Genomic DNA, 18786 nt, shown 5'->3' on the forward strand with positions numbered 1-18786 from the left:
TCCTTAACCAATAAGGTTGAGGAGGCAATAATTGTCGAGATGCCGACTTCTGGATGAATAGATTAATGTTAACACTATTGGTAAACCGATGTTAATTTAAGATCACATAAAAAAATATATATAACCGTAATTTACGACATAAGGCAGTGAAACCTGAATCAATTAACATGGGCCTTATAGAATGACTAATTTGTCAGATTAGGTTAATCCACCAATTCAAGAGGAGGATAAATGAGGACTAAGATGCATCCGATACCTTTGATATCCAACCGGAGAGTGATGTTACAGCACATCGAGTAAGGCGCCCTCTTCCAGTAGATACTCCTTGTCTACCAATTGAGTGCGAATGTCGGCATCATGACATACCAGAATCATGGGTAGCGACAGCTCTTTTAAAATACTAATTAACCGCTTAGTGTTTTCGGGGTCTAAATCGTTACTTGGCTCATCCAATATCAAGACTTCTGGTTTCATCGCAAGGACACTCGCCAGTGCCACAATTCTTTTCTGACCACCCGATAATTGATAAGTAATTTTATTCTCAAGGTGGCTCACATTAAGCTGCTTAAGTATATTTCTCGCTCTAACGATAGCCTCCGTTCGTGTTAGCCCCTGATTCAGCGGCCCAAAGCAGACATCTTCAATCACGGTCGGACAAAACAGTTGGTCGTCCGGATCCTGAAAAACCAAACCAATTCGTGTTCTGAAGCGACCGAAATCAGCTTCCGTACGACAGGGGTGGCCAAACAAGCACACCTCTCCGGAAACACTCTTTCTCAGTCCCATAATAAGGGAAAGTAAGGTACTTTTACCGCTTCCATTTTTACCTGAGATAGCAACACTCTGACCAGCATACAGTTCAAAATTAAGCTTATCGGCAGTTACACCTGCGTCCACATATTCAAAACTGAGGCCCTTTAGCTCAATTAATGGGGTCGATAATGACATAGATACCTTCTCTTATGTTATAGGAACGGGGAACATAAATGTGCCAAAAGAGGTGCAAAAAATTAAACAGACCAGTGACAGGTATGCGACAAAGTGGGCGTACTCACGAGCAGTTACCAGCCTCTTTTCATGGGATAGGAAATGACCACGAAACCCTCTGCACTTCATCGCTTGCGAAATTCTGTCGGCTCGATCGAAGGATCGCACCAGCAGCATTCCGAACAGGAAGCCATAGGAACGCCAGGTATGCATGGTATTTTTTGCCTTAAAACCACGGGCCTTCATTGCCTGCCTTAATCGGTGAAACTCCAGAAATAGAACCTCTATATATCGAACCGTGAATTGCATCAATAGAGCGAAACGTCTCGATACTCCTAACTCCACCAATGCTTTTCCCAAGGTGAGCGCATCGATTCCAGCACTGAGTGACATTACCGCTAATAGCACAATGTTGGCTTTTAACAGGATCATCATCGCCATCAAAATACCGGGCTTAGTCGCCGAAAAACTTAACAGACTAAAGACCGGCTCTCCAGACACGCTAAAGGGAATTAAGGCTACGGTGAACAGAATCAAGCAGTCCATCGCCAACAGTCGTTTAACCGTTTGCCTTACAGTCAATCCACTGCGAAACCATAGGTAGATATCCAAGGAGACAAATAGCCATAAGGTTAGCCAGCTCGTAGACAAGACTGTTGCGAGTGCTATAGACACGATAAGTAATAGCCTGAATTTAACAGGGAGCGGTATCGACTTTTCACCTGTTATTTTAGGTGCTAACAGAGCATCAATCATCCGCGCCGTGCTCTCATTAACGACCAGAGTCCGAACAGCCCAAAGATATAACCCATTCCCCCTAAAACATCGTGCCAACGGATATTTGCTTCATATTGATCCAGTTGGTTTCGCAGAGGTTGAATCGCTTTTTTCATGGCGGCCTCATACAACACCTCACAACTGTCACTATTCTTATCAGCTAGCTCTATTTCCGGCTTTCGTAGTCTCGATTCAGTCGACTCAGAACCCGATAAAACAAATTCAGGAAATTCGCTACCAGCAATAGCAAATGTTGCAACATGCCCTTGGCCGGCATTCGCGCTTACCTGGTAATCTCTGGCCTCCAGATTGTGAAATATGAACTCCCCCACTTCGTTGGCATCTGTGCTTGCCACAAGATGTTTATCCACCAGCAAATCAACTTTAGCCCCCTTGGCCCGCTCTCCTCCACCAAAGTAGACTTCACCGGCCAGGTTTGTGCCGTCTACCCAGGCAAATACCTTAGTGCGATGCGCCTGCGCCGTATTTGTCAGGCACAATGAGATGAGTATGGCTAGGCAAATAAATTTAGGCATTGGACTGGACTCCATTAAGAACTTCTGGCTTGACCTTACTGATCAGTACGATAATAAATCCGGAGATCACGCCTTCCAGTACAGACAGGGGGAGATTGCCCCAGAAAACGACTCTTGCCGTCGAACTGAAGGCCTCCCCGGAAAGATACAGAGATAACGACACCATGATCCCCGTTAGCAATACCGCGCCACTTCCTGCTAGAAAGCCTAATATCCGCGCTGGAATACGATGTCTCAGGGGTCTTAGCAGCGCGCCAACCATAACCGCCGGCAAAGCAATATTCAGGCAATTCACTCCCAATACTACAACCCCTCCAAACCCGAAGAAGATTGCCTGTAATACCAGAGCTATTAACATGACAGGAAAAGCCAACCAACCTAATATCAGCCCGATTAAACCATTAAAGATAAGGTGCACACTCGAAGGGCCTAATGGCACATGGATAAGTGAAGCCACAAAAAAACATGCCGATAACACTGCCGCAAAGGGAATTTTGTCATCATCGAGTTTTCTTAATCCCAGTACAGTGCCAGCTAAGGTCATGGCGATTCCGGCCATCAATACCGGTGTACCTAATACTCCGTCTGCAATATGCATCTTGTCTCCTTAATTCATATCCCGGACTTGCAGCCAGATCACGCCTGCCTGCTCATGCTGATATTGCTTACCTTCAAGAGTGAATGACATCTCATCCGGCACAAGAGCCGCGATCCCCCACCAGCCTTCACGGGGTAAGACAACAGAAAACTCTCCCGCAGAATTGGTACGAACTTCTAAAGATGCCCAGGCATCGGAAGGTAAAACCACACCCGAGTCGTTGTAATATTCAACCTCTACGGAGACATTTGCCGCCGGCCGACCGTCAGCCAACACCCGCCCCGTAAATAGACTGTTGGTCCACAATGCAAACGGTCGTGTCAGTGGAATAATCTCAACTGGTGTGCCAATGGTTGGCTGCCACTGCCCAAGTGCAGCGAAGGCGTCAATGACAACTTTGGCATATTGGGTTATCACTACCTCCTCGGTAGGATCCAGGTAAGGTGCTTGATTGGTATAGAAGGTATAGGTTCCGGGGCGGCGCAGGTTCACATCCAATCCCCAACTCGTTTTGCTCCCTTGATTTACGGCTTTGAGCTCGTCAGTTAGCTCCACACGAGTATCATTTATCATATAACCAGCAGATACAGGGCGTGCAATGGACATAGTGGGTCCAAGGGTAGACGGATGAGTAAAATGAATGGGAAAGTGGAGCCGGCGAGAGTCCCCTGCATCAATCACTTGAGTTTTTGGAAAAAATGCCAGGAAATGCGCAGCCACCTGGCACGAATATAGCCAAAGGGCGATAAAAATGAAGCTCACAGACACTATTGATTTCATCAATGATAACCATCTAGTTAACCTAAAAAAGATCTGAAATCTAACGTGAACATTCATTGACTGAATATTAACTGCCGACTGAGTGCTCCCGCCCAGATTCCAGTGTTGTCATTAAGGCGGGTTTCCTGACTTCTGGATCGTCGCTTGCTGCACCTTCCCAGCTATGGCCAGTGGTTATGCAGTTCACTTCTCAGTTACAGTTGCGGGTACAGTCCGACATTTTCATTCGGTTCCCCTAATACCAGGTTAGCCAGATAACCTCAGTTTCACAGAGTGAAAAATGGTTATTTGACAATGGTATAAGCCTTACGGCTCCTTAATGAAATTATTTTATGGGATTTGGCAGTTGCCATCACTGTGAGTTTTCACAGTAAATTCTACGCCAAGGGTAAAGTGAGAGTTATATCACTGGCCTGAGTCACAACATCATAGGGCAGAGGTATGGGAACAGGTATATCAAGACTGCACAGACCGAGCCACTCTCACAAGAGAGGCGTCGTCAGACAAAGCTGAGTGTTCGCAAAAAAACAGTATTAATACTAAGCAGTGACCTCGACTCTCCTACAAAAGAGGGCCACTAAGATACTTTCGATAAGTTCAGATAAGGTAGTTAGTATTAGCAAGCTTGATAAGGTGGGCCATATTTCTGGCCGCAAGGGTCTCTTTTAGCACATCGATATGATAGTCGATACCACGCTCAGTAAGATGGCATGAATCGGCTATCTCAGACCTGCTATAGCCATTTGACAGCAATGAAAGAATATTTCTGGATACGGGTTTCACGATGTTAAAATCCACTAAAGGGTTGATCTCTTTTCCATGGACACTCGCAATTTTCATATGCAGATATTCTAGCTCCTCAACCATGACTGAGCTGCCATTTACGAGCTCATCTTTTATCATGTCACTGTCGATGAGTAGTGAAAATCTACCGATCATTTCTGATGAGAAGGGACAGGGTACCGTAAAGGTAAGTCTATGCTGATAACCAAACTTCATCATATCGATAAGCGGCGAAGGCTTACCTTTTATATCCCTGTCATACTGCCAAAGGTGTAAGTCATTCTCTAATACCTGTTCAAAGTTTCTGTCTTTGACTATCCAGCGATTCCCCCAACAGCGCCAGTAACTCAACGCATTGGCGGAGCTTGCATAGATATGCTTTCTGCCGGCGACTTTTTGATGAATTATTGTTTTAGAGCTGTAATGAGAAAATCGAGGTTTATGGTCAACCAAATCGATACAATAGGCGATATCTGATATTTGATATTTCTTACAAAAAAGCGTTAGCCTGTCGGCTATATCTTCCCGGCAGTGATCATCAAGTTTATTCAAGAGTTATCTCCTTAGAATTGCCCGTAGCATAAGTCAGAATGTAAAAGTTATGTCCCGGGCGGTGTTGCCAAACATATCGAGAGTAACCCGTTAGTGTCACAAGATAGTCAAAAGCTCACGCTAGTTTGTTTTAACCTTATTAACCCTACTCGATCATACCTCAGTTAAACAGATGTGAACTCTAGTAAAGCAGTTATTAATAATATAAGGCACTCGTGTTAGAGATCATACTAACCGCAGTGCATTTTGTGACTCATGGCGTCATATTCCTCTACGCCAGCCCCCGACCGGCGTAGAGTTGTAGCAGGCAGGCATTTTGTGGAATTCAGGCTGAGGCTTTTTTGCTACATTCATCTTCAGACTCTATTTCCGCAGAAACCCACTGCAAAACCTCAGATAGCCTGCACCACTGAAGCTCATCTGCCGGCAGACCAAAACGTAATGCATTTCGTTCGTCGGTTAACCGGGTCAAGATCCCGTGTTGGCACAGTCGTTCGTGCCATACAGGAGCCCTCGACAGGTGAACACATTGAAACAGTGCCGTACCGACAATATGGCCCGGTAACACTGATAACAACTTACGTAGACGTTCACTCGAGTTGTGTAATCGACGAATCTGCATCTGCTGCCACTCTATATCGCAAAATGCCTGTTTACATATCATTCTGGCTGGCCCATTTAGGCACCAAGGGCCTAATCGATCCTGCAGAGCAAGTCTGATCTCGTCTGGCGCAAACACGAAACCAGCTCTCAGTCCCGCTAGTCCGAAAAATTTACCAACTGAGCGCAAGATCACCAGGTTTTGCCCTGCCGCCGGTAACAGACTTTGTTGTGGCGTCGCATCCATGAAAGCTTCATCGACCACCAGGTATCCACCTTTAAGCGATAATACCTCTAACCAGGCGTTCAGCTTAGTGGCAGGGATCTGGCCTGCAGCCGGATTGTTGGGATTGATGATTAACAAGACGTCGCAGCTGTCTATCTGCTCAGACGTTGGCTGTTGGTTATATAGAGGAGCACTCACTTCCCTCTTGCTATCTCCATAATATTCTATCTGCCATCCCTGCAGTCGCCATGCCCTTTCATGCTCCTTATACCCGACCTTAGGCAGCAAGACTCTGCCGGGGCCTTCGCGCATTGACGTTAATACTTGTGGCAGACACTGAATCGCCGCCTGAGAACCGGCGACAGGCAAAGCATTGTGGCCGCCATAATAGCGATCGGCCGCCGAGATCAGGCCATCATTCTCCTCGGGTAAACGATTCCATGCCGACGGCGGAATATCCGGCACCGGATAGTGCCAAGGACTCACACCAGTAGATAAGTCCAGCCAGTCCGACTCGACTATTCCAAATCTCTTAGCGACATCCTGCAGGCGGCCACCATGATGAAGTAAGGTCATAACACTCTCTCAACTAAAGCAAATATCAATAACAGTGCAAGCCAATAGACAGCACTTAACCATACCAGACGGCTCGCCCGTGGAATATCGCTCGCTTGTGCCGGTCTGCCAGCCCCCAACACAGGTTTATCACAACGATACCCTTCATATTCGGCCGCACCGCCCATAGTAATATTCAAACTCCCCGCACCAGTAGCCATCACAACACCGCCGTTGGGGCTGGCACACTTAGGCGCCTGCTCACGCCAGCAATTCAGTGCCAGCGATGAGTTTCCCCCAAGCGCGTAGGCCAGTGCACACAAGCGCGCCGGGATATAATTTAACAGGTCGTCGAGTTTGGCAGCTCCCCAGCCAAAATTAATAAAGGTCTCATTTTTATAACCCCACATGGCATCTAAAGTATTACTGAATCGATAAAGCAGCGCACCGGGGATCCCTGCGATACAAAACCAGAACAGAGCGCCGAACAGTGCATCGTTGCCATTTTCCAGTACCGATTCAAGGGTGGCATTGACAACCTGTTGCTCAGTCAGATTGTCTGTCTTACGGCTGACAATCATGCCGATCTTCTTTCTTGCCAGAGGTAAGTCTCCCTGCATTAACGCCTGACTCACTGCGTTACCATGCTCTGACAGGCTTCGACCACCGATAACCAGATAGAGAATCAAAACATCAAGCCACCAAAGGCGCGGAGCCAGCAAGAAGGGCAATATCGGTAATAGCACCAATATCACCGCCACCACGCCCCTCGCCTTCGTCGGACGCCAGAAAATACGTTTGACCCAGCCCGCATAACGCCCCAGCCCAACTAAAGGATGAAAACGAGTCATCTCACCCAATACCCTGTCCAGCACTAAAGCCAGCGCAACTATGGCGGCGCAGTATAGGGGATCAAGCCACATGACGATTCTGCTCCGGCGTTAACAGGGCCAATGCTTTCCCGATATCATCGAATGCCACCAGATGATGCGCTATGCCTTGCTGGCTTAGCATATGTGCGAGTTTAGGTTTTGTTGTCACCAGATATTGCCAGTTAAAGAGATCCGGCCTTGTAATTAGCATCTCCATAACGGCGCTATCATCCACCCAACAGATATCCAGCTTACCCATAGAGAATTTGGGTGCCGTGACTATAAACTGACATCCGCATAACCCGGCATCATCCTCACTTGATACCAGAGATAATGAAGATTCCGGCGCCCGCTCATTTTCATCAATCAATAGCCCGTAACGAGCCAAATGGCACAGAGCCGATTTTGTCCCCGTTATTTCCCATGGCCACGATCGGATATCCATTTTATGTTCCGCTGCCGATGCCTGCAGCGCTTTAGCGGCATTATCATCGGCAAGCCAGAGTGCCTTTGATGCCATGATCCGTTTCCAATCGAAGGGATTAAAACCACATTCCATCTCGGTTCCCGGCCCCCTTATCACCTCGGCGCCAGCTACACGCAGGGATTCAGACACCGCTTCGTGTTGACAGGGAACCATCACAGAGCGCCCGGCCAAGGGTAACCTGCTGCGCCAATCCAGCTCAGATGAAAGATCCACCACCTGACCCATGATCACCAATACAGGACTGCCATCACTGTGAATATCGGCATCCATCACCTCATCGACCTTACCTAAGGTCGTAGTGAGCAGCTTCTGTTTATAACTGGTTGCCGAAGCAACAAGCGCCACCGGCGTGTCGGGGTCGCGCCCTTCGGCAATCAATTTAGCCGCATGAACGGCTAACTTCTTAGCCCCCATATACAGCACTAAGGTGCCTGAGCTCTTGCCCATAGAGGCCCAGCTGGTCAGGGTTTTGGAAGGTCTGTGGCCACTCACAAAAGTGACATCCGACGCCATACCATTACTGGTCAACGGGAAGCCCGCATAGGCGGCTGCGCCCAGCGCGGAAGTGATACCGGGAACGATTTCATAATCGATACCGTGATGAGTCAGGCTGCGACACTCTTCGGTCGCTCGACCGAAGATAAAAGGATCACCGGACTTAAGCCGCAATACCGTCTTACCCGCTAACGCCTCGGCAACGACATCCGGGTGCATGCCATATTCAATACTACTGCCACAATATCCCCGGTAACCGACTGGCATCATCTCTTTCTCGGCTGGGACTAAAGAGAGAATGGCCGGACTGACAAGCAGGTCGTAACAGACCACATCACAGAAGGACATTAACTTTATCGCACGCCAGGTCAGAAGACCCGGATCCCCGGGACCCGCTCCCACAAGATACACTTTTCCAACGCTCATTAGTTGGCCTCCACTATTCTGGCACGGCGAAAGCCATGGGAAAATGTGTTGTCATAGAGCTTAGAATCTTTAAAGTCTTTCTCTTGCAGAACTTTACTGACAATGATCATAGCGGTAGCTTTGATGCCAGCCGCCTCTACCTGCTGAGTAATATTATCTAAGGTTCCGCGGATAATACGCTGCTCAGGGTGCGAGGCTTTCTCGACGACGGCAACAGGCCAATCATCTGAGTAGACCTCTTTGAGTTCACGTACCACCTTACGAATAAGGCTTATGGAGAGGAACAGACACAGGGTGGCTTCGTGTTGCGCTAATGATTTAAGATTCTCCTTATCCGGTACCGGCGTACGACCGGATGCGCGACTTAAGATGATGGTTTGGCACACCTCAGGTAAGGTAAGCTCCTGTCCCAATGCTGCTGCACTTGCCTGAAAACTGCTGACACCCGGAACGACTTGCCAGTCGATACCCAGCTCATCGAGTCTGCGCGTCGTTTCGGCAAGCGAACTATAGATAGAGAGATCGCCTGTTTGCACTCGTGCTACGTCCTGATTGTTATCATATGCCTGCTTACAAACCGAGACTATCTCATCGAGATCCATGGCTTCGGAGCTTAAAACCAAAGCCTCGTCGTTGGCACGGGCCACCACCTCGGCCGGAACCAAAGATCCTGTATAGAGTACAACCGGACAGCGCTCGACTAACTTGGCCCCTTTAACTGTGATCAGATCCGGATCGCCAGGGCCTGCACCAATAAAGTATACGGTCATGCTAATTCTCCTACTTCTGTATTAAGGCTTCTGCCACGTTTCTGGCCGGGTTTGACGGCTCCGTTTTCAAAATCATATTTTCGGTTGTAACCACGAGGGGTAATGATCTTGTCACCGAAGCGATAACTCTGACTGTTACCTATAATCACGGCGGCTGTCATACCAAATTCGCACTCCACAAACTCGCCGAGGGTCGATAATGTGATCTCCTGTTCCTCTCGATAGGCATCTTTCACAATCGCCACGGGCGTCGCAGCATCACGGCGTCTAAGTAAGATATCCCTGGCGATGCGGATATGGTCCTGACGGCGACGTGAGCGGGGGTTATAGAAAGTAATGGCAAAATCGGCTTCGGCCGCCGCAGCGACCCTACGTTCGATGAGTTCCCAGGGGGTGAGTAGATCGGACAAAGAGATAGTACAGCTATCGTGACCCAAGGGGGTACCAACCAAAGAGGCACAAGAGGTGGCAGCTGTGACACCGGGGATCATATCGACCTTAAGAGCATCACCTTCCCGCCAACCGTTGTGCTCCAACAACTCATAAACCAATGACCCCATGGCATAGATACCGGCATCACCGGATGACACCACGGCGACCTTACGACCCGTTAATGCCTGCTCCACGGCAACTCTGGCCCGTGCCACCTCACTGGTCATGCCATTAGCGGTAATATCCTGATCTGTGATGACAAAATGCAGAGAGTCAATATAGGGCTTATAACCCACGACAGAGTCCGCGGCCTCGATGGCTTCACGCGCCATAGGGGTCAGTAACTTTTCACTGCCCGGACCGATACCCACGATACTCAATGTGCCGTTCATTTTTGGCTTTTCGCTCATTCTCGAGAGGCTCCTAATTTAAGTAGACATTCAGAGGTTTGTTCAATGAGGCCCTCTTTAACTTCCGTAAGATCTAACAAACAAAACCTGTCTCCGCTTATAGGCCGAGCCGTTTCAACTTGCGTACATTGGCGTAGATCATCGGCGATATTCTTAACATCATTCTCAAAGTGATTGCCCGAAACCAAGAGTAATGGAATGAGCCGGACTCTAGCGGCACCGGTAAATTTAGCCTTGAGAGGATCGGCGATCAGCGGGTAGGAATTGGCTCCTTCCAGAGAACAGGTTAAGTTGCGTTCAGACAAGTTCCCCAGCAAAGACTCGCTATACCAGATACTGCTATAGCCCGGTGAGTCCAAGTTGGGCGCGCCATGATAAATAAATAGATTGTATTCATCTTCGCTGGTGGGAAACCGGCTATTCAGCGCTGCCAGTATACGGTTAGCATGTTTTACCTGATGTAATATCGCCGGTGTGTGTTCAATTTTTGACAGGCTGAAAGCCCTGAAGCCTTCGATGGTTTTAACCACCTGTTGGTGCTCTTCTGTTGGAAACAGGTAACAGGACACCACGCAGATCCTTTGGTATCCGGCTCGGTCGAGCGCGGCGAGTTGCTCAGGGAGCGTCTTAAGTTCAGGATCTGCAAGTTTGTTCAGCACACTGCGTGAACTCAACGCCATAAACATATCGGTATCGAGAAATTGAGCCGTATAGAGCTTACGCAGTGCCTGGTACTTTGCCTGCTGGTTAACAGAGCCAAAGCAACACAAGACTATGGCCGTGCCCTTCTTATAATGTCGCAATCTTTTCATTTATCACTTTATCCTTAAGCATTAACGCAAAGTGTTGCGCTAATTGTTCGGTAAGACCTTTGGTGTTTTTGGGGCGCATATCGGCGCCGGATAATGTCAGTGTGTGATCACCTACCCGTCGACTACAGGGATTGACCACATTTCCCAGAGTCGGCCGACAAGATATACAAAGCAGCTTCTTCCGCGCTTTCAGCTCATCAGCCCAGGAACTTATGAAGGCTTGTTTGTGCAGGCATTGGGGCCAAGGGATCGCCAGATAGATCAGATCCCAACCCGACATGTCGTCGGCGGTCATTTCATAAAAGTCGGCCGGGATCTGATGGCAGGCTTCAGCCTGGATCTCCGCAGAAAAGTCGGTAGAGATGACTGTGATATCTTGCTGGTAACGCAGCGCGCTCCGCACCTTAATCAGACCCGCCCTGCCCGCGCCGATCACCAGCACCCGAAGAGGCGTTGTTAAAATAAGCGGCATCATGCTGCCACCTCTTGCTCACTCAGGTATTGGTTCGACAAAATTGCTTGTAGAGGCATGTTTGTGACTAATGCCAGAAACACCTCTTTCCACTGTTCATCCGAAAGCTTGTCGACTTTTTGTAGCCATAAGGCATGATTTACACTCGGCTCTGCCTGACTCTTGCCTTGATAAATCACCATAGGCACCAACTTGCGACAACAGCCTAAACAGTGACTACGACTAACCTTTATGCGTTCAGGCCCCCTCGCGAATCCAAACTGCTTTAATAAGGTGCGAAGATGATGGGCTAAGCCCGGATGGCCAGGTAGATCACAGCGCCCTCCTTCACACACAATCAGATGATACAGATAGTGCTTTATGGGCCTGTTGGGACACGCCTTCATGGGTTTATGGCTGCGGGTGATCTTTTCGCCGTTATGCTTGTCTGGCTCAGGGAAATCACGACGACAGGCGGCTAAGGTCATGTTGAAGCCATCGCACTTAAACTTGCTCTTAGGGATCAAGAGTTCTCTTCGTCCGGACGCATGCAGGCACGCCGCCTCGGCAACGGAAGATACACCGATGCAACGTTTAACCGTTTCCGAGGGATTTTCAATCCCCTCGACGTTTTCAAGTATCTGTGGTGAGAAGGTATTAAAGGGGCGGTTAAGTTGGCTCGCCGCGGCAATAATCCCGGTTTCATCTGCTTTGAGATCGATAGAGACCAGCTCTGCAATAGAATCAATCGCAAGGGAGTTATCTGCCATAAATTTAGCCATGCCCCGTTCAATCACACTTTGCGGGGTGTTGCGATCACAACCAATACCGATAAACAGCGACCTGGGACGCCATACCACCAATGCAAGATCTGGATTAACGGCTAGTTTCGCCGCCAGATCCGTCCTGTCACTGATAAGAATTCCAGCCTTCACATCCTCTTGTTGCAGTCGCGCGGGATCGACCGTCAGTTCCAGGTTCTCAGGTAATGGAGTCGATTGCCTCCACCAGCTGCGTTCACCGCTGAGCTGACAGATAACAACTGGTTTAGCATTGACGATGGCTGCACTGACTCCGAGGATAGACTTTTCATAATTCGGATCCAGGGTCCACCCAAGATGGGCGCCCATCATGTCTGCCGATAGTGTCTTGCCGCAATCTGATGCCGTAGTGACGACCGGCTCACCGCCTAACAGATATGCCACCCGCTGGCTTAACTCGTTAGCTCCGCCGCGATGGCCACCACAAAATGCAACCGCATGATGTCCCTGCTCATCGACGCAGACAACGGCCGGATCCAAGCGCTTGTCGATCAGACGCGGCGCAATGACTCTGGCGGCGATACCGACACTAAACAGGCAAATATGATGGCTATATCGATGAAACTTCCGATCAAAGTGAGATGACAGCGGCAGGCTAAATCCGGTCTCAGAACCCTGTATCGAAAATTGTTCGCCGATAAAGAGCTCCACTTCCGGCATAAGCTTAGCCAACCGACGGGCAAGGGCTACGCCATTTTTCGTGATGGCATGTACCGCAACAGACATTAAGCCTGCCCACCGTGGCGTAACACCCCTTTACGTCCCCGCACAGAAAGTTGCACAGTGGCGAAATAGCAAAACTCTTCGGGCACCTCTCTCAAGTCGGTGAAGACACGTTGGCGTGGATCGGTCGCATAGGAGACATAGGTTGCATTCTCCAGCAGTCCCAATGGTTCCAATACCTTGATAAGCTCAGGTACCATGCGGCCACACTTAAGTAATAAGATGGTATCGAACTCTTTAATGAGCTCAGACAGAATGCTGACTCCGTAGGTGGCCGGTACAACACAGAAACGCTCTTCACCGTCACATAACGGGATCTGAGTCGCCGCCGGTACCGCAGTTAATGAGGTGACACCCGGAACAATTTCAACCACGAGTGCTTCGAAATGCTCACTTAACTCCTCCTGCAGATAGGCCCAGGTACTGAAGACTGATGGATCTCCCTCGGTAATAAAGGCGACATCTTTACCGGCCTTCAGGTGTTCGGCAATGGTTGCAGCGCCCTCTCGCCATGCCGGCACTGTGATGGTGTGATCTTTGCTCATAGGGAACCATAGATAGCTGCGCTGGCCCAGCATCTGCTCTTCATCGACTGCACCGCGGACGATTGACCAGGCAAATGAATCCTTCTGCCCCCGGTTTTTTTCCGGAATGGCGATAACATCAATGGTTTTCAATAACTCTACCGATTTAAGTGTCATCAAGGAGCTGTCACCAGGCCCAACACCTATTGCATAAAGTTTTCCGATTTTCTGAGTCATGTGTTATTGCCTTCTTTAGTGATCACAAACAGGTGAATAGGATTTTCAGCCTGATAACGCTGGTAATGCGCCATAGGCTTGGAAACTGAGCTTTGCAACATCACCACCTCGTAGTGATATTGGCTGGATTTGCAGAGGTCGAAGAATTCGCTGACACTGTCGAGCGTCACGGCAGAGAGGATTAATGTTCCGCCAACGCTTAATCGACTGAACACCTGCCGGACTATGGCGTCAATCTGCCCGCGACTGCCGCCAACGAACACGGCATCGGGTGCGGGCAATTCATCTAAGCCTAAAGGCGCCTTATTCTTAATGAGTGTTAGGTTGTCGACTCTGTGACGTTTCCGGTTCTGCTCAATCACATCGAAACATTCCGGATTACATTCGAGGGCATAGACATGACCATTACAGGCCTGCTTTGCCGCCTCAATAGCGATGGAACCTGACCCTGCGCCTATGTCCCAGACAACACTCTTGCTGGTTAGCCCTAAGCGTGCAACGGCTACCGCACGAATGTTTGCCTTGGTTATCAAGCCATTTAATGGGGTAAGCACCCGATACTCACTGTCCGGGCAGTGCATTGCCAGACCGCCCCAATGCGCTTGCCCTTGACGCTGCAGAAGTAATACGTTGAGAGGCTCGATATCATCAAATGATGTCGCAGCCAACTCCCGGACAGTGAACTCCCTGATTCGTTCTTTACTGCCGCCCAGATGTTCACACAGCACCAGTCGCCAGAGGGTTTCATCATAGCTAAGCAAGTGCCTGGCAATAACCACGGGGTTATGGTCATTATCGGTAAGCAGCGCAAAATTATCGCCAGACTGAAGACGCGTAACTAAGCCCGTCATAGGACGGCCATGGAGCGATATCACCTTGATATCGTCGGAGGGGACCAAGGCTTTGGCGCAGGCTAATTGCACACTACTTGGGGAGGTGATCACCTCAACGTCAATCTGTGAGTCCGCTTCGCCAACCAGTTTGAGCAGTCTTTTACCTATCCCAAAAAAGAGCGGATCGCCTGACGCTAACACGCAGATGTCTTTATCTTTTGCTGCCTCTACGACCTGAGCCAGGTAGCCATTGAGACCACTGACGAACGTCAACCTTTCACCTATGTACTGAGGAAAGAAATCCAGGTGGCGCGTAGCTCCGGCCAATAGTTCAGTTTGAGCAACCGCATTAATGGCGCGACTCGTTAAACTGATACAGCCGTCATCACCGATACCGACTAGAGTAATACTTCCCGTCATCTTGCCGCCTCAACCATGAGGGCATGCAGGCTCGATACGATTAACGGGCTGCCTCCCTTACGTCCGACAGATGCAATGAAAGGTACCTTGTCTTGCCTAACCAGTGCCTCTTTAGACTCGATGGCTTTAACGAATCCAACCGGAATACCGATAATCAATGCAGGGTTTGCTTCACCTGCATCAACCATTCTGAGCACTTCAAATAGCGCGGTAGGCGCATTACCTACGCCTACAATCCCACCATCGAGTAGTCCCATATCCCGCGCCCTGCGCATCGCCTCGACGGCTCGGGTACCACCGGATGTTATCGCGCGGCTAACCACATCCTCATCACTGATAAAACAATGGGCCCGGTTACCAAATTGCTCCATTCTTCGCTGACTAAGCCCGGAAGTTATCATGGAGACATCGGCCACGATGGCACACCCGCTCCTTATCGCCTGCAATGCTGAATCGATGGCGTCATCGCTGAAATGAAACAGTTTAGCGAACTCGAAATCCCCACTGGTATGGATGGCGCGTCGCACCACAGACCATTGAGCAGATGTAAATTCATGACCGCCGTAGTTGTCGGCGATCTCGGCATCGATGATCGAGAATGAACTCGCTTCGATATCTCTGCCCTTAGTGGTTATTTGCTTCATAGGGTCCATCAGTAGTCTCCGTGCGTAGCTTGACCTAATGTCGTGCCGTCAAAATCGATAAGACGAACAGATATGGCTATTTTTTCATGGGCATAATTAAAGCTGTGAATTGCGGCTTGCTGACAAATATCGGATAAGAAGGCTTGCTTGAACTCTTGATGCTCGACGATAGACAAAAGCTGGCGCCCTGTTCGCGCCTGCGCTATCGACTCAGTTAGTGACGGGTCATCACATTGAGAATTCAACAAGATCGCTAACCTTTCAAAATCTACCTGCCGACCCGTGACGTGGGTCATCATGGTTCCGCAGGCTAACTTGCAAAGCTTGCCTATCATTACCACCAACTCAACATGAGTCATGGCGTATTTAGCACTGGCGCGCAGCCCCACACCAATAAAATCACCTGCCTGGATAAATGATGTTTGCGGCAGTCCACAATGAATAATCATCGCCTGTTTCTCGGTGCGACTCCCTGTCGTTAACACCATATGTCTCAGGTTTTGTTTGGCTGCAACTTGCACTCCCTGACGCACAGAGGCAGCATAAGCAGAGGTCGAATAGGGATGAACCGTTCCACGGGTACCCAAAATCGAGATCCCACCTTGCAAGCCAAGCCTCTCACCTATGGTCTGTTTCGCCAGCACTTCACCACCGGGGACACTGATGGTGACATCTGCACCACTAAAGCCATGATGGCTAAGTAAGGGAACAAGATGAGATTTGATCATCTGTCGTGGAACCGGGTTAATCGCAGGTTCGCCAACATCGAGTTCAAGACCCGGGAGTGTAATGGTGGCTACCCCGAAACCTGCAAAGAAACGAATACCAGGGCTATGGCTGACACGGACTTTGGCTATAATTTCCGCGCCATGGGTACAATCGGGATCATCACCGGCGTCTTTTATCACCCCGGCAATGGCGAAGTCTTTCCCGGCCTGGTGATGTAATAAGCTGAATGTCGGCCGCTCACCGATAGGTAACAAGATAGAGATCTCGGCAGCTGAAGCGGGTTCGAATATCCGCGTTAATGCTCCAAGCGCCGCGGCGGTGGCGCAAGCGCCGGTGGTATAGCCCTTACGGAGCTCCCGGCCATGCTGACTTTGGCGAATTTTAGTTACCGTCACCCCATGACTCCATCAATGGGATTGGCAACAATGTTAAATTTTGATGTATTGAGGTTTGAAATGTTCCACATCTTAATTTGTCCCAAAGGAGAAAAGATGCTGAAAACCAGGTAGGTAAAAACACGAATGAATTCACAAAACCGAGAGCGCCCGCCCAGTTTTACAGCTGCAATATCGAGGCGGGTATCCTGACTTCTGGATCTATGCTTGCTGCGCCTTCCCGACTTCCGTCAGTGGCTTTGCAGCTCGCTCCTCAGTTACAGTTGCGGGTACAGTCCGGAATTTAAATCCGGTTCCCCTTTAAGCCGAGTGGCTCCCTGATAATGTTAAAATTTTATAATGAAATGGATCTCAGCTTCACTGTGACTTTTCACAGTAAAATTTGCGGAGAGTACAAAGTGAGATCTTAGTCTTATAAATTGCGGCATCAGTGATTAGATTGTTAAATCAGAACACTTAACAGGTGAAACGTAAACGCTGATAAAACAGTACCTTAAAGCACAATGAAACTTTTATCACAGGTGAAGTGGTTAGCGGCTGAAATATTCCCAGGCTTGTAGTAGGCTTTAAGTATTCCTATTCAACGTGATGAAACCGCTATGAAAATGTTGATCCTGAATGGTAAGAAAGCAGGCCTGGCTGAGATCCGGCAGTCTGTATATCGGTTACGTTCAAAGGGGCACGATCTCTTAGTTCGCTGTACATGGGAAAATGGTGATATCGCCAGGTTCGTCGATGAAGCGATTAAGCTTAATGTGACTCGTATCATCGCCGGGGGCGGTGACGGTACGGTTAATGAATTAGCCGATACACTAGCGAAGCTTCCTCAAGAGTTCGACAACTCCGACTCAAGCTGCAACACACTTCCAGAGATGGCGATACTGCCTCTGGGTACCGCCAATGATTTTGCCACCGCTTGCGGGATCCCGACTCAAATTGATGCTACGCTGGAGTTGGCAGTTCAAGGCATGGCGCAGAGTATCGATCTGGCTATGGCCAACGACAGGTACTTTATCAATGTCGCTTCGGCAGGCTTCGGAGCACAGGTCACGGTTGATACACCTGTCGAGTTAAAGAACTTATTAGGCGGGCAGGCCTATTTCATCTCGGGATTACTTCAGGCAATGAAGTTCACCCCCTACGAGGGAAAGGTCACCGCCAAAGGAGCCGATGGAAACCGACTCTCTTTGCATGGAGCAGGTTTGATGGGCGCCATTTGTAACGGCCGTATGGCTGGCGGCGGACAGCAGCTGGCACCGAATGCCTATCTCAATGATGGTCTGCTGGATGTATTACTACTTGAGCACTTCCCGCCAACAGCGCTGAAACAGGTGGTCGATGAGTTATTGGATCCGGCCATGGATGGTGATTATGTACAACGTTTTCAGGCAACGGAAGTGGAGATACAATCTAAGCAACCCCTTCCAGTCAATCTGGACGGAGAGCCCACAAGTGATGTAAAACACAAATTTTCTATTCTGCCGGCGAGGATAAAGCTTGTGTTACCAAACGACACTCCAATCTTGATGTCAGTGTAAAGTAATCCAATGCCATTAAACTCATACTTGAGTTGCGTTCTTAGAAAGAATACTTAGAACAAATAGTCGATGTTAAACAGTCCGATGCCTGTCTTTGATAATGATTATTTCGATAGCGATTCTTATCTGTTGGGCGAAGCATGAAAGTACTGACACTAGAGAGCAATCAAATTATTTCATAAGTAAATGACATACATCACGCCCCCCCATGCAATACAATTTCAAGCGCCTGTTTTACCAAGCCTTACCAATCACCTGCGACCATCAATAAAATTCATCAGAGCTCTTAATCGTATTTCTACAATCTCAGATTAACAGCTAAATACCTGCCTTAAAAAGGACGGCGCTTAACAGGGTTCATAAAGGGAAACGG

19 protein-coding genes and 2 riboswitches are annotated in these 18786 nt (G+C 49.0%); of the genes, 1 reads left to right on the forward strand and 18 read right to left on the reverse strand.

Going from position 1 to position 18786, the window contains the following annotated elements:
* Positions 1 to 282: 282 nt before the first annotated feature.
* The 18 genes from EKG39_RS08015 to EKG39_RS08100 all read right to left on the reverse strand — a co-directional run bounded on the left by EKG39_RS08015 (position 283) and on the right by EKG39_RS08100 (position 16875).
* Positions 283 to 948, reverse strand: coding sequence for an energy-coupling factor ABC transporter ATP-binding protein (locus tag EKG39_RS08015; protein ID WP_126505194.1), 666 nt, complete (start codon positions 946 to 948; stop codon positions 283 to 285).
* Between the two features lie 12 nt (positions 949 to 960).
* The gene (gene cbiQ / locus EKG39_RS08020) at positions 961 to 1743 is read right to left on the reverse strand and encodes a cobalt ECF transporter T component CbiQ (RefSeq protein WP_126505195.1); all 783 of its coding nucleotides are present in this window, start codon (positions 1741 to 1743) and stop codon (positions 961 to 963) included.
* Positions 1740 to 2300, reverse strand: a complete 561-nt coding sequence (locus EKG39_RS08025) for a hypothetical protein (protein WP_126505196.1) — start codon at positions 2298 to 2300, stop codon at positions 1740 to 1742. Before EKG39_RS08025 ends, cbiQ begins: the two co-directional genes overlap by 4 nt.
* A complete protein-coding gene (cbiM, locus tag EKG39_RS08030; RefSeq protein WP_126505197.1) occupies positions 2293 to 2898 on the reverse strand; it encodes a cobalt transporter CbiM in 606 nt (201 codons plus the stop codon). The genes EKG39_RS08025 and cbiM overlap by 8 nt, the downstream gene beginning before the upstream one ends.
* A 9-nt stretch (positions 2899 to 2907) precedes the next feature.
* Positions 2908 to 3735, reverse strand: a complete 828-nt coding sequence (locus tag EKG39_RS08035) for a DUF4198 domain-containing protein (protein WP_342775515.1) — start codon at positions 3733 to 3735, stop codon at positions 2908 to 2910.
* A gap of 41 nt (positions 3736 to 3776) precedes the next feature.
* A riboswitch (cobalamin riboswitch) is annotated at positions 3777 to 3956 on the reverse strand.
* A gap of 319 nt (positions 3957 to 4275) precedes the next feature.
* Positions 4276 to 5013: a LuxR C-terminal-related transcriptional regulator gene (locus EKG39_RS08040; protein WP_126505199.1), complete on the reverse strand. Its 738-nt coding sequence runs from the start codon at positions 5011 to 5013 to the stop codon at positions 4276 to 4278.
* Between the two features lie 325 nt (positions 5014 to 5338).
* Positions 5339 to 6415: a threonine-phosphate decarboxylase CobD gene (gene cobD, locus EKG39_RS08045; RefSeq protein ID WP_126505200.1), complete on the reverse strand. Its 1077-nt coding sequence runs from the start codon at positions 6413 to 6415 to the stop codon at positions 5339 to 5341.
* On the reverse strand, positions 6412 to 7317 hold the full coding sequence (gene cbiB / locus EKG39_RS08050; protein ID WP_126505201.1) for an adenosylcobinamide-phosphate synthase CbiB: 906 nt from the start codon (positions 7315 to 7317) through the stop codon (positions 6412 to 6414). Before cbiB ends, cobD begins: the two co-directional genes overlap by 4 nt.
* Complete coding sequence (gene cobA / locus EKG39_RS08055) at positions 7307 to 8674, reverse strand: uroporphyrinogen-III C-methyltransferase (RefSeq protein WP_126505202.1); 1368 nt, start codon at positions 8672 to 8674, stop codon at positions 7307 to 7309. The genes cbiB and cobA overlap by 11 nt, the downstream gene beginning before the upstream one ends.
* On the reverse strand, positions 8674 to 9444 hold the full coding sequence (gene cobM / locus EKG39_RS08060) for a precorrin-4 C(11)-methyltransferase (protein WP_126505203.1): 771 nt from the start codon (positions 9442 to 9444) through the stop codon (positions 8674 to 8676). The genes cobA and cobM overlap by 1 nt, the downstream gene beginning before the upstream one ends.
* Positions 9441 to 10286 carry a precorrin-3B C(17)-methyltransferase gene (gene cobJ, locus EKG39_RS08065; RefSeq protein ID WP_246028445.1) on the reverse strand — a complete coding sequence of 282 codons (846 nt, stop codon included), beginning with the start codon at positions 10284 to 10286 and terminating at the stop codon, positions 9441 to 9443. Before cobJ ends, cobM begins: the two co-directional genes overlap by 4 nt.
* The gene (locus EKG39_RS08070) at positions 10283 to 11098 is read right to left on the reverse strand and encodes a sirohydrochlorin cobaltochelatase (RefSeq protein ID WP_126505204.1); all 816 of its coding nucleotides are present in this window, start codon (positions 11096 to 11098) and stop codon (positions 10283 to 10285) included. The genes cobJ and EKG39_RS08070 overlap by 4 nt, the downstream gene beginning before the upstream one ends.
* Entirely contained in the window at positions 11076 to 11573 is a 498-nt protein-coding gene (locus EKG39_RS08075) for an NAD(P)-dependent oxidoreductase (protein WP_126505205.1), read from the reverse strand. Before EKG39_RS08075 ends, EKG39_RS08070 begins: the two co-directional genes overlap by 23 nt.
* Positions 11570 to 13096, reverse strand: coding sequence for a cobalamin biosynthesis protein (locus EKG39_RS08080; RefSeq protein ID WP_126505206.1), 1527 nt, complete (start codon positions 13094 to 13096; stop codon positions 11570 to 11572). The genes EKG39_RS08075 and EKG39_RS08080 overlap by 4 nt, the downstream gene beginning before the upstream one ends.
* A complete protein-coding gene (cobI, locus tag EKG39_RS08085; RefSeq protein WP_126505207.1) occupies positions 13096 to 13854 on the reverse strand; it encodes a precorrin-2 C(20)-methyltransferase in 759 nt (252 codons plus the stop codon). Before cobI ends, EKG39_RS08080 begins: the two co-directional genes overlap by 1 nt.
* The gene (gene cbiE / locus EKG39_RS08090; RefSeq protein WP_126505208.1) at positions 13851 to 15107 is read right to left on the reverse strand and encodes a precorrin-6y C5,15-methyltransferase (decarboxylating) subunit CbiE; all 1257 of its coding nucleotides are present in this window, start codon (positions 15105 to 15107) and stop codon (positions 13851 to 13853) included. The genes cobI and cbiE overlap by 4 nt, the downstream gene beginning before the upstream one ends.
* A complete protein-coding gene (locus tag EKG39_RS08095; RefSeq protein ID WP_126505209.1) occupies positions 15104 to 15760 on the reverse strand; it encodes a precorrin-8X methylmutase in 657 nt (218 codons plus the stop codon). Before EKG39_RS08095 ends, cbiE begins: the two co-directional genes overlap by 4 nt.
* Positions 15760 to 16875 carry a cobalt-precorrin-5B (C(1))-methyltransferase gene (locus EKG39_RS08100; protein WP_126505210.1) on the reverse strand — a complete coding sequence of 372 codons (1116 nt, stop codon included), beginning with the start codon at positions 16873 to 16875 and terminating at the stop codon, positions 15760 to 15762. Before EKG39_RS08100 ends, EKG39_RS08095 begins: the two co-directional genes overlap by 1 nt.
* A 161-nt stretch (positions 16876 to 17036) precedes the next feature.
* Positions 17037 to 17210: riboswitch (cobalamin riboswitch) on the reverse strand.
* A gap of 264 nt (positions 17211 to 17474) precedes the next feature.
* Here EKG39_RS08100 and yegS point away from each other — a divergent pair.
* Positions 17475 to 18413, forward strand: coding sequence for a lipid kinase YegS (yegS, locus tag EKG39_RS08105; RefSeq protein ID WP_126505211.1), 939 nt, complete (start codon positions 17475 to 17477; stop codon positions 18411 to 18413).
* Positions 18414 to 18786: the final 373 nt, after the last annotated feature.

This window comes from Shewanella atlantica, from assembly GCF_003966265.1.
In the GTDB taxonomy this organism is placed as follows: Bacteria; Pseudomonadota; Gammaproteobacteria; order Enterobacterales; family Shewanellaceae; genus Shewanella; species Shewanella atlantica.

Excerpts from the sequence above, each read along its gene's own strand:
- EKG39_RS08070 (WP_126505204.1), bottom strand. The coding sequence starts at position 11,098 with ATGAAAAGATTGCGACATTATAAGAAGGGCACGGCCATAGTCTTGTGT.
- EKG39_RS08075 (WP_126505205.1), bottom strand. The coding sequence starts at position 11,573 with ATGATGCCGCTTATTTTAACAACGCCTCTTCGGGTGCTGGTGATCGGC.
- EKG39_RS08035 (WP_342775515.1), bottom strand. The coding sequence starts at position 3,735 with ATGAATGTTCACGTTAGATTTCAGATCTTTTTTAGGTTAACTAGATGG.
- EKG39_RS08015 (WP_126505194.1), bottom strand. The coding sequence starts at position 948 with ATGTCATTATCGACCCCATTAATTGAGCTAAAGGGCCTCAGTTTTGAA.
- cobA (WP_126505202.1), bottom strand. The coding sequence starts at position 8,674 with ATGAGCGTTGGAAAAGTGTATCTTGTGGGAGCGGGTCCCGGGGATCCG.
- EKG39_RS08080 (WP_126505206.1), bottom strand. The coding sequence starts at position 13,096 with ATGTCTGTTGCGGTACATGCCATCACGAAAAATGGCGTAGCCCTTGCC.
- cobJ (WP_246028445.1), bottom strand. The coding sequence starts at position 10,286 with ATGAGCGAAAAGCCAAAAATGAACGGCACATTGAGTATCGTGGGTATC.
- cbiE (WP_126505208.1), bottom strand. The coding sequence starts at position 15,107 with ATGACGGGAAGTATTACTCTAGTCGGTATCGGTGATGACGGCTGTATC.
- cbiQ (WP_126505195.1), bottom strand. The coding sequence starts at position 1,743 with ATGATTGATGCTCTGTTAGCACCTAAAATAACAGGTGAAAAGTCGATA.
- cobM (WP_126505203.1), bottom strand. The coding sequence starts at position 9,444 with ATGACCGTATACTTTATTGGTGCAGGCCCTGGCGATCCGGATCTGATC.
- yegS (WP_126505211.1), top strand. The coding sequence starts at position 17,475 with ATGAAAATGTTGATCCTGAATGGTAAGAAAGCAGGCCTGGCTGAGATC.
- cbiB (WP_126505201.1), bottom strand. The coding sequence starts at position 7,317 with ATGTGGCTTGATCCCCTATACTGCGCCGCCATAGTTGCGCTGGCTTTA.
- cobD (WP_126505200.1), bottom strand. The coding sequence starts at position 6,415 with ATGACCTTACTTCATCATGGTGGCCGCCTGCAGGATGTCGCTAAGAGA.
- EKG39_RS08095 (WP_126505209.1), bottom strand. The coding sequence starts at position 15,760 with ATGGACCCTATGAAGCAAATAACCACTAAGGGCAGAGATATCGAAGCG.
- EKG39_RS08025 (WP_126505196.1), bottom strand. The coding sequence starts at position 2,300 with ATGCCTAAATTTATTTGCCTAGCCATACTCATCTCATTGTGCCTGACA.
- cobI (WP_126505207.1), bottom strand. The coding sequence starts at position 13,854 with ATGACTCAGAAAATCGGAAAACTTTATGCAATAGGTGTTGGGCCTGGT.
- cbiM (WP_126505197.1), bottom strand. The coding sequence starts at position 2,898 with ATGCATATTGCAGACGGAGTATTAGGTACACCGGTATTGATGGCCGGA.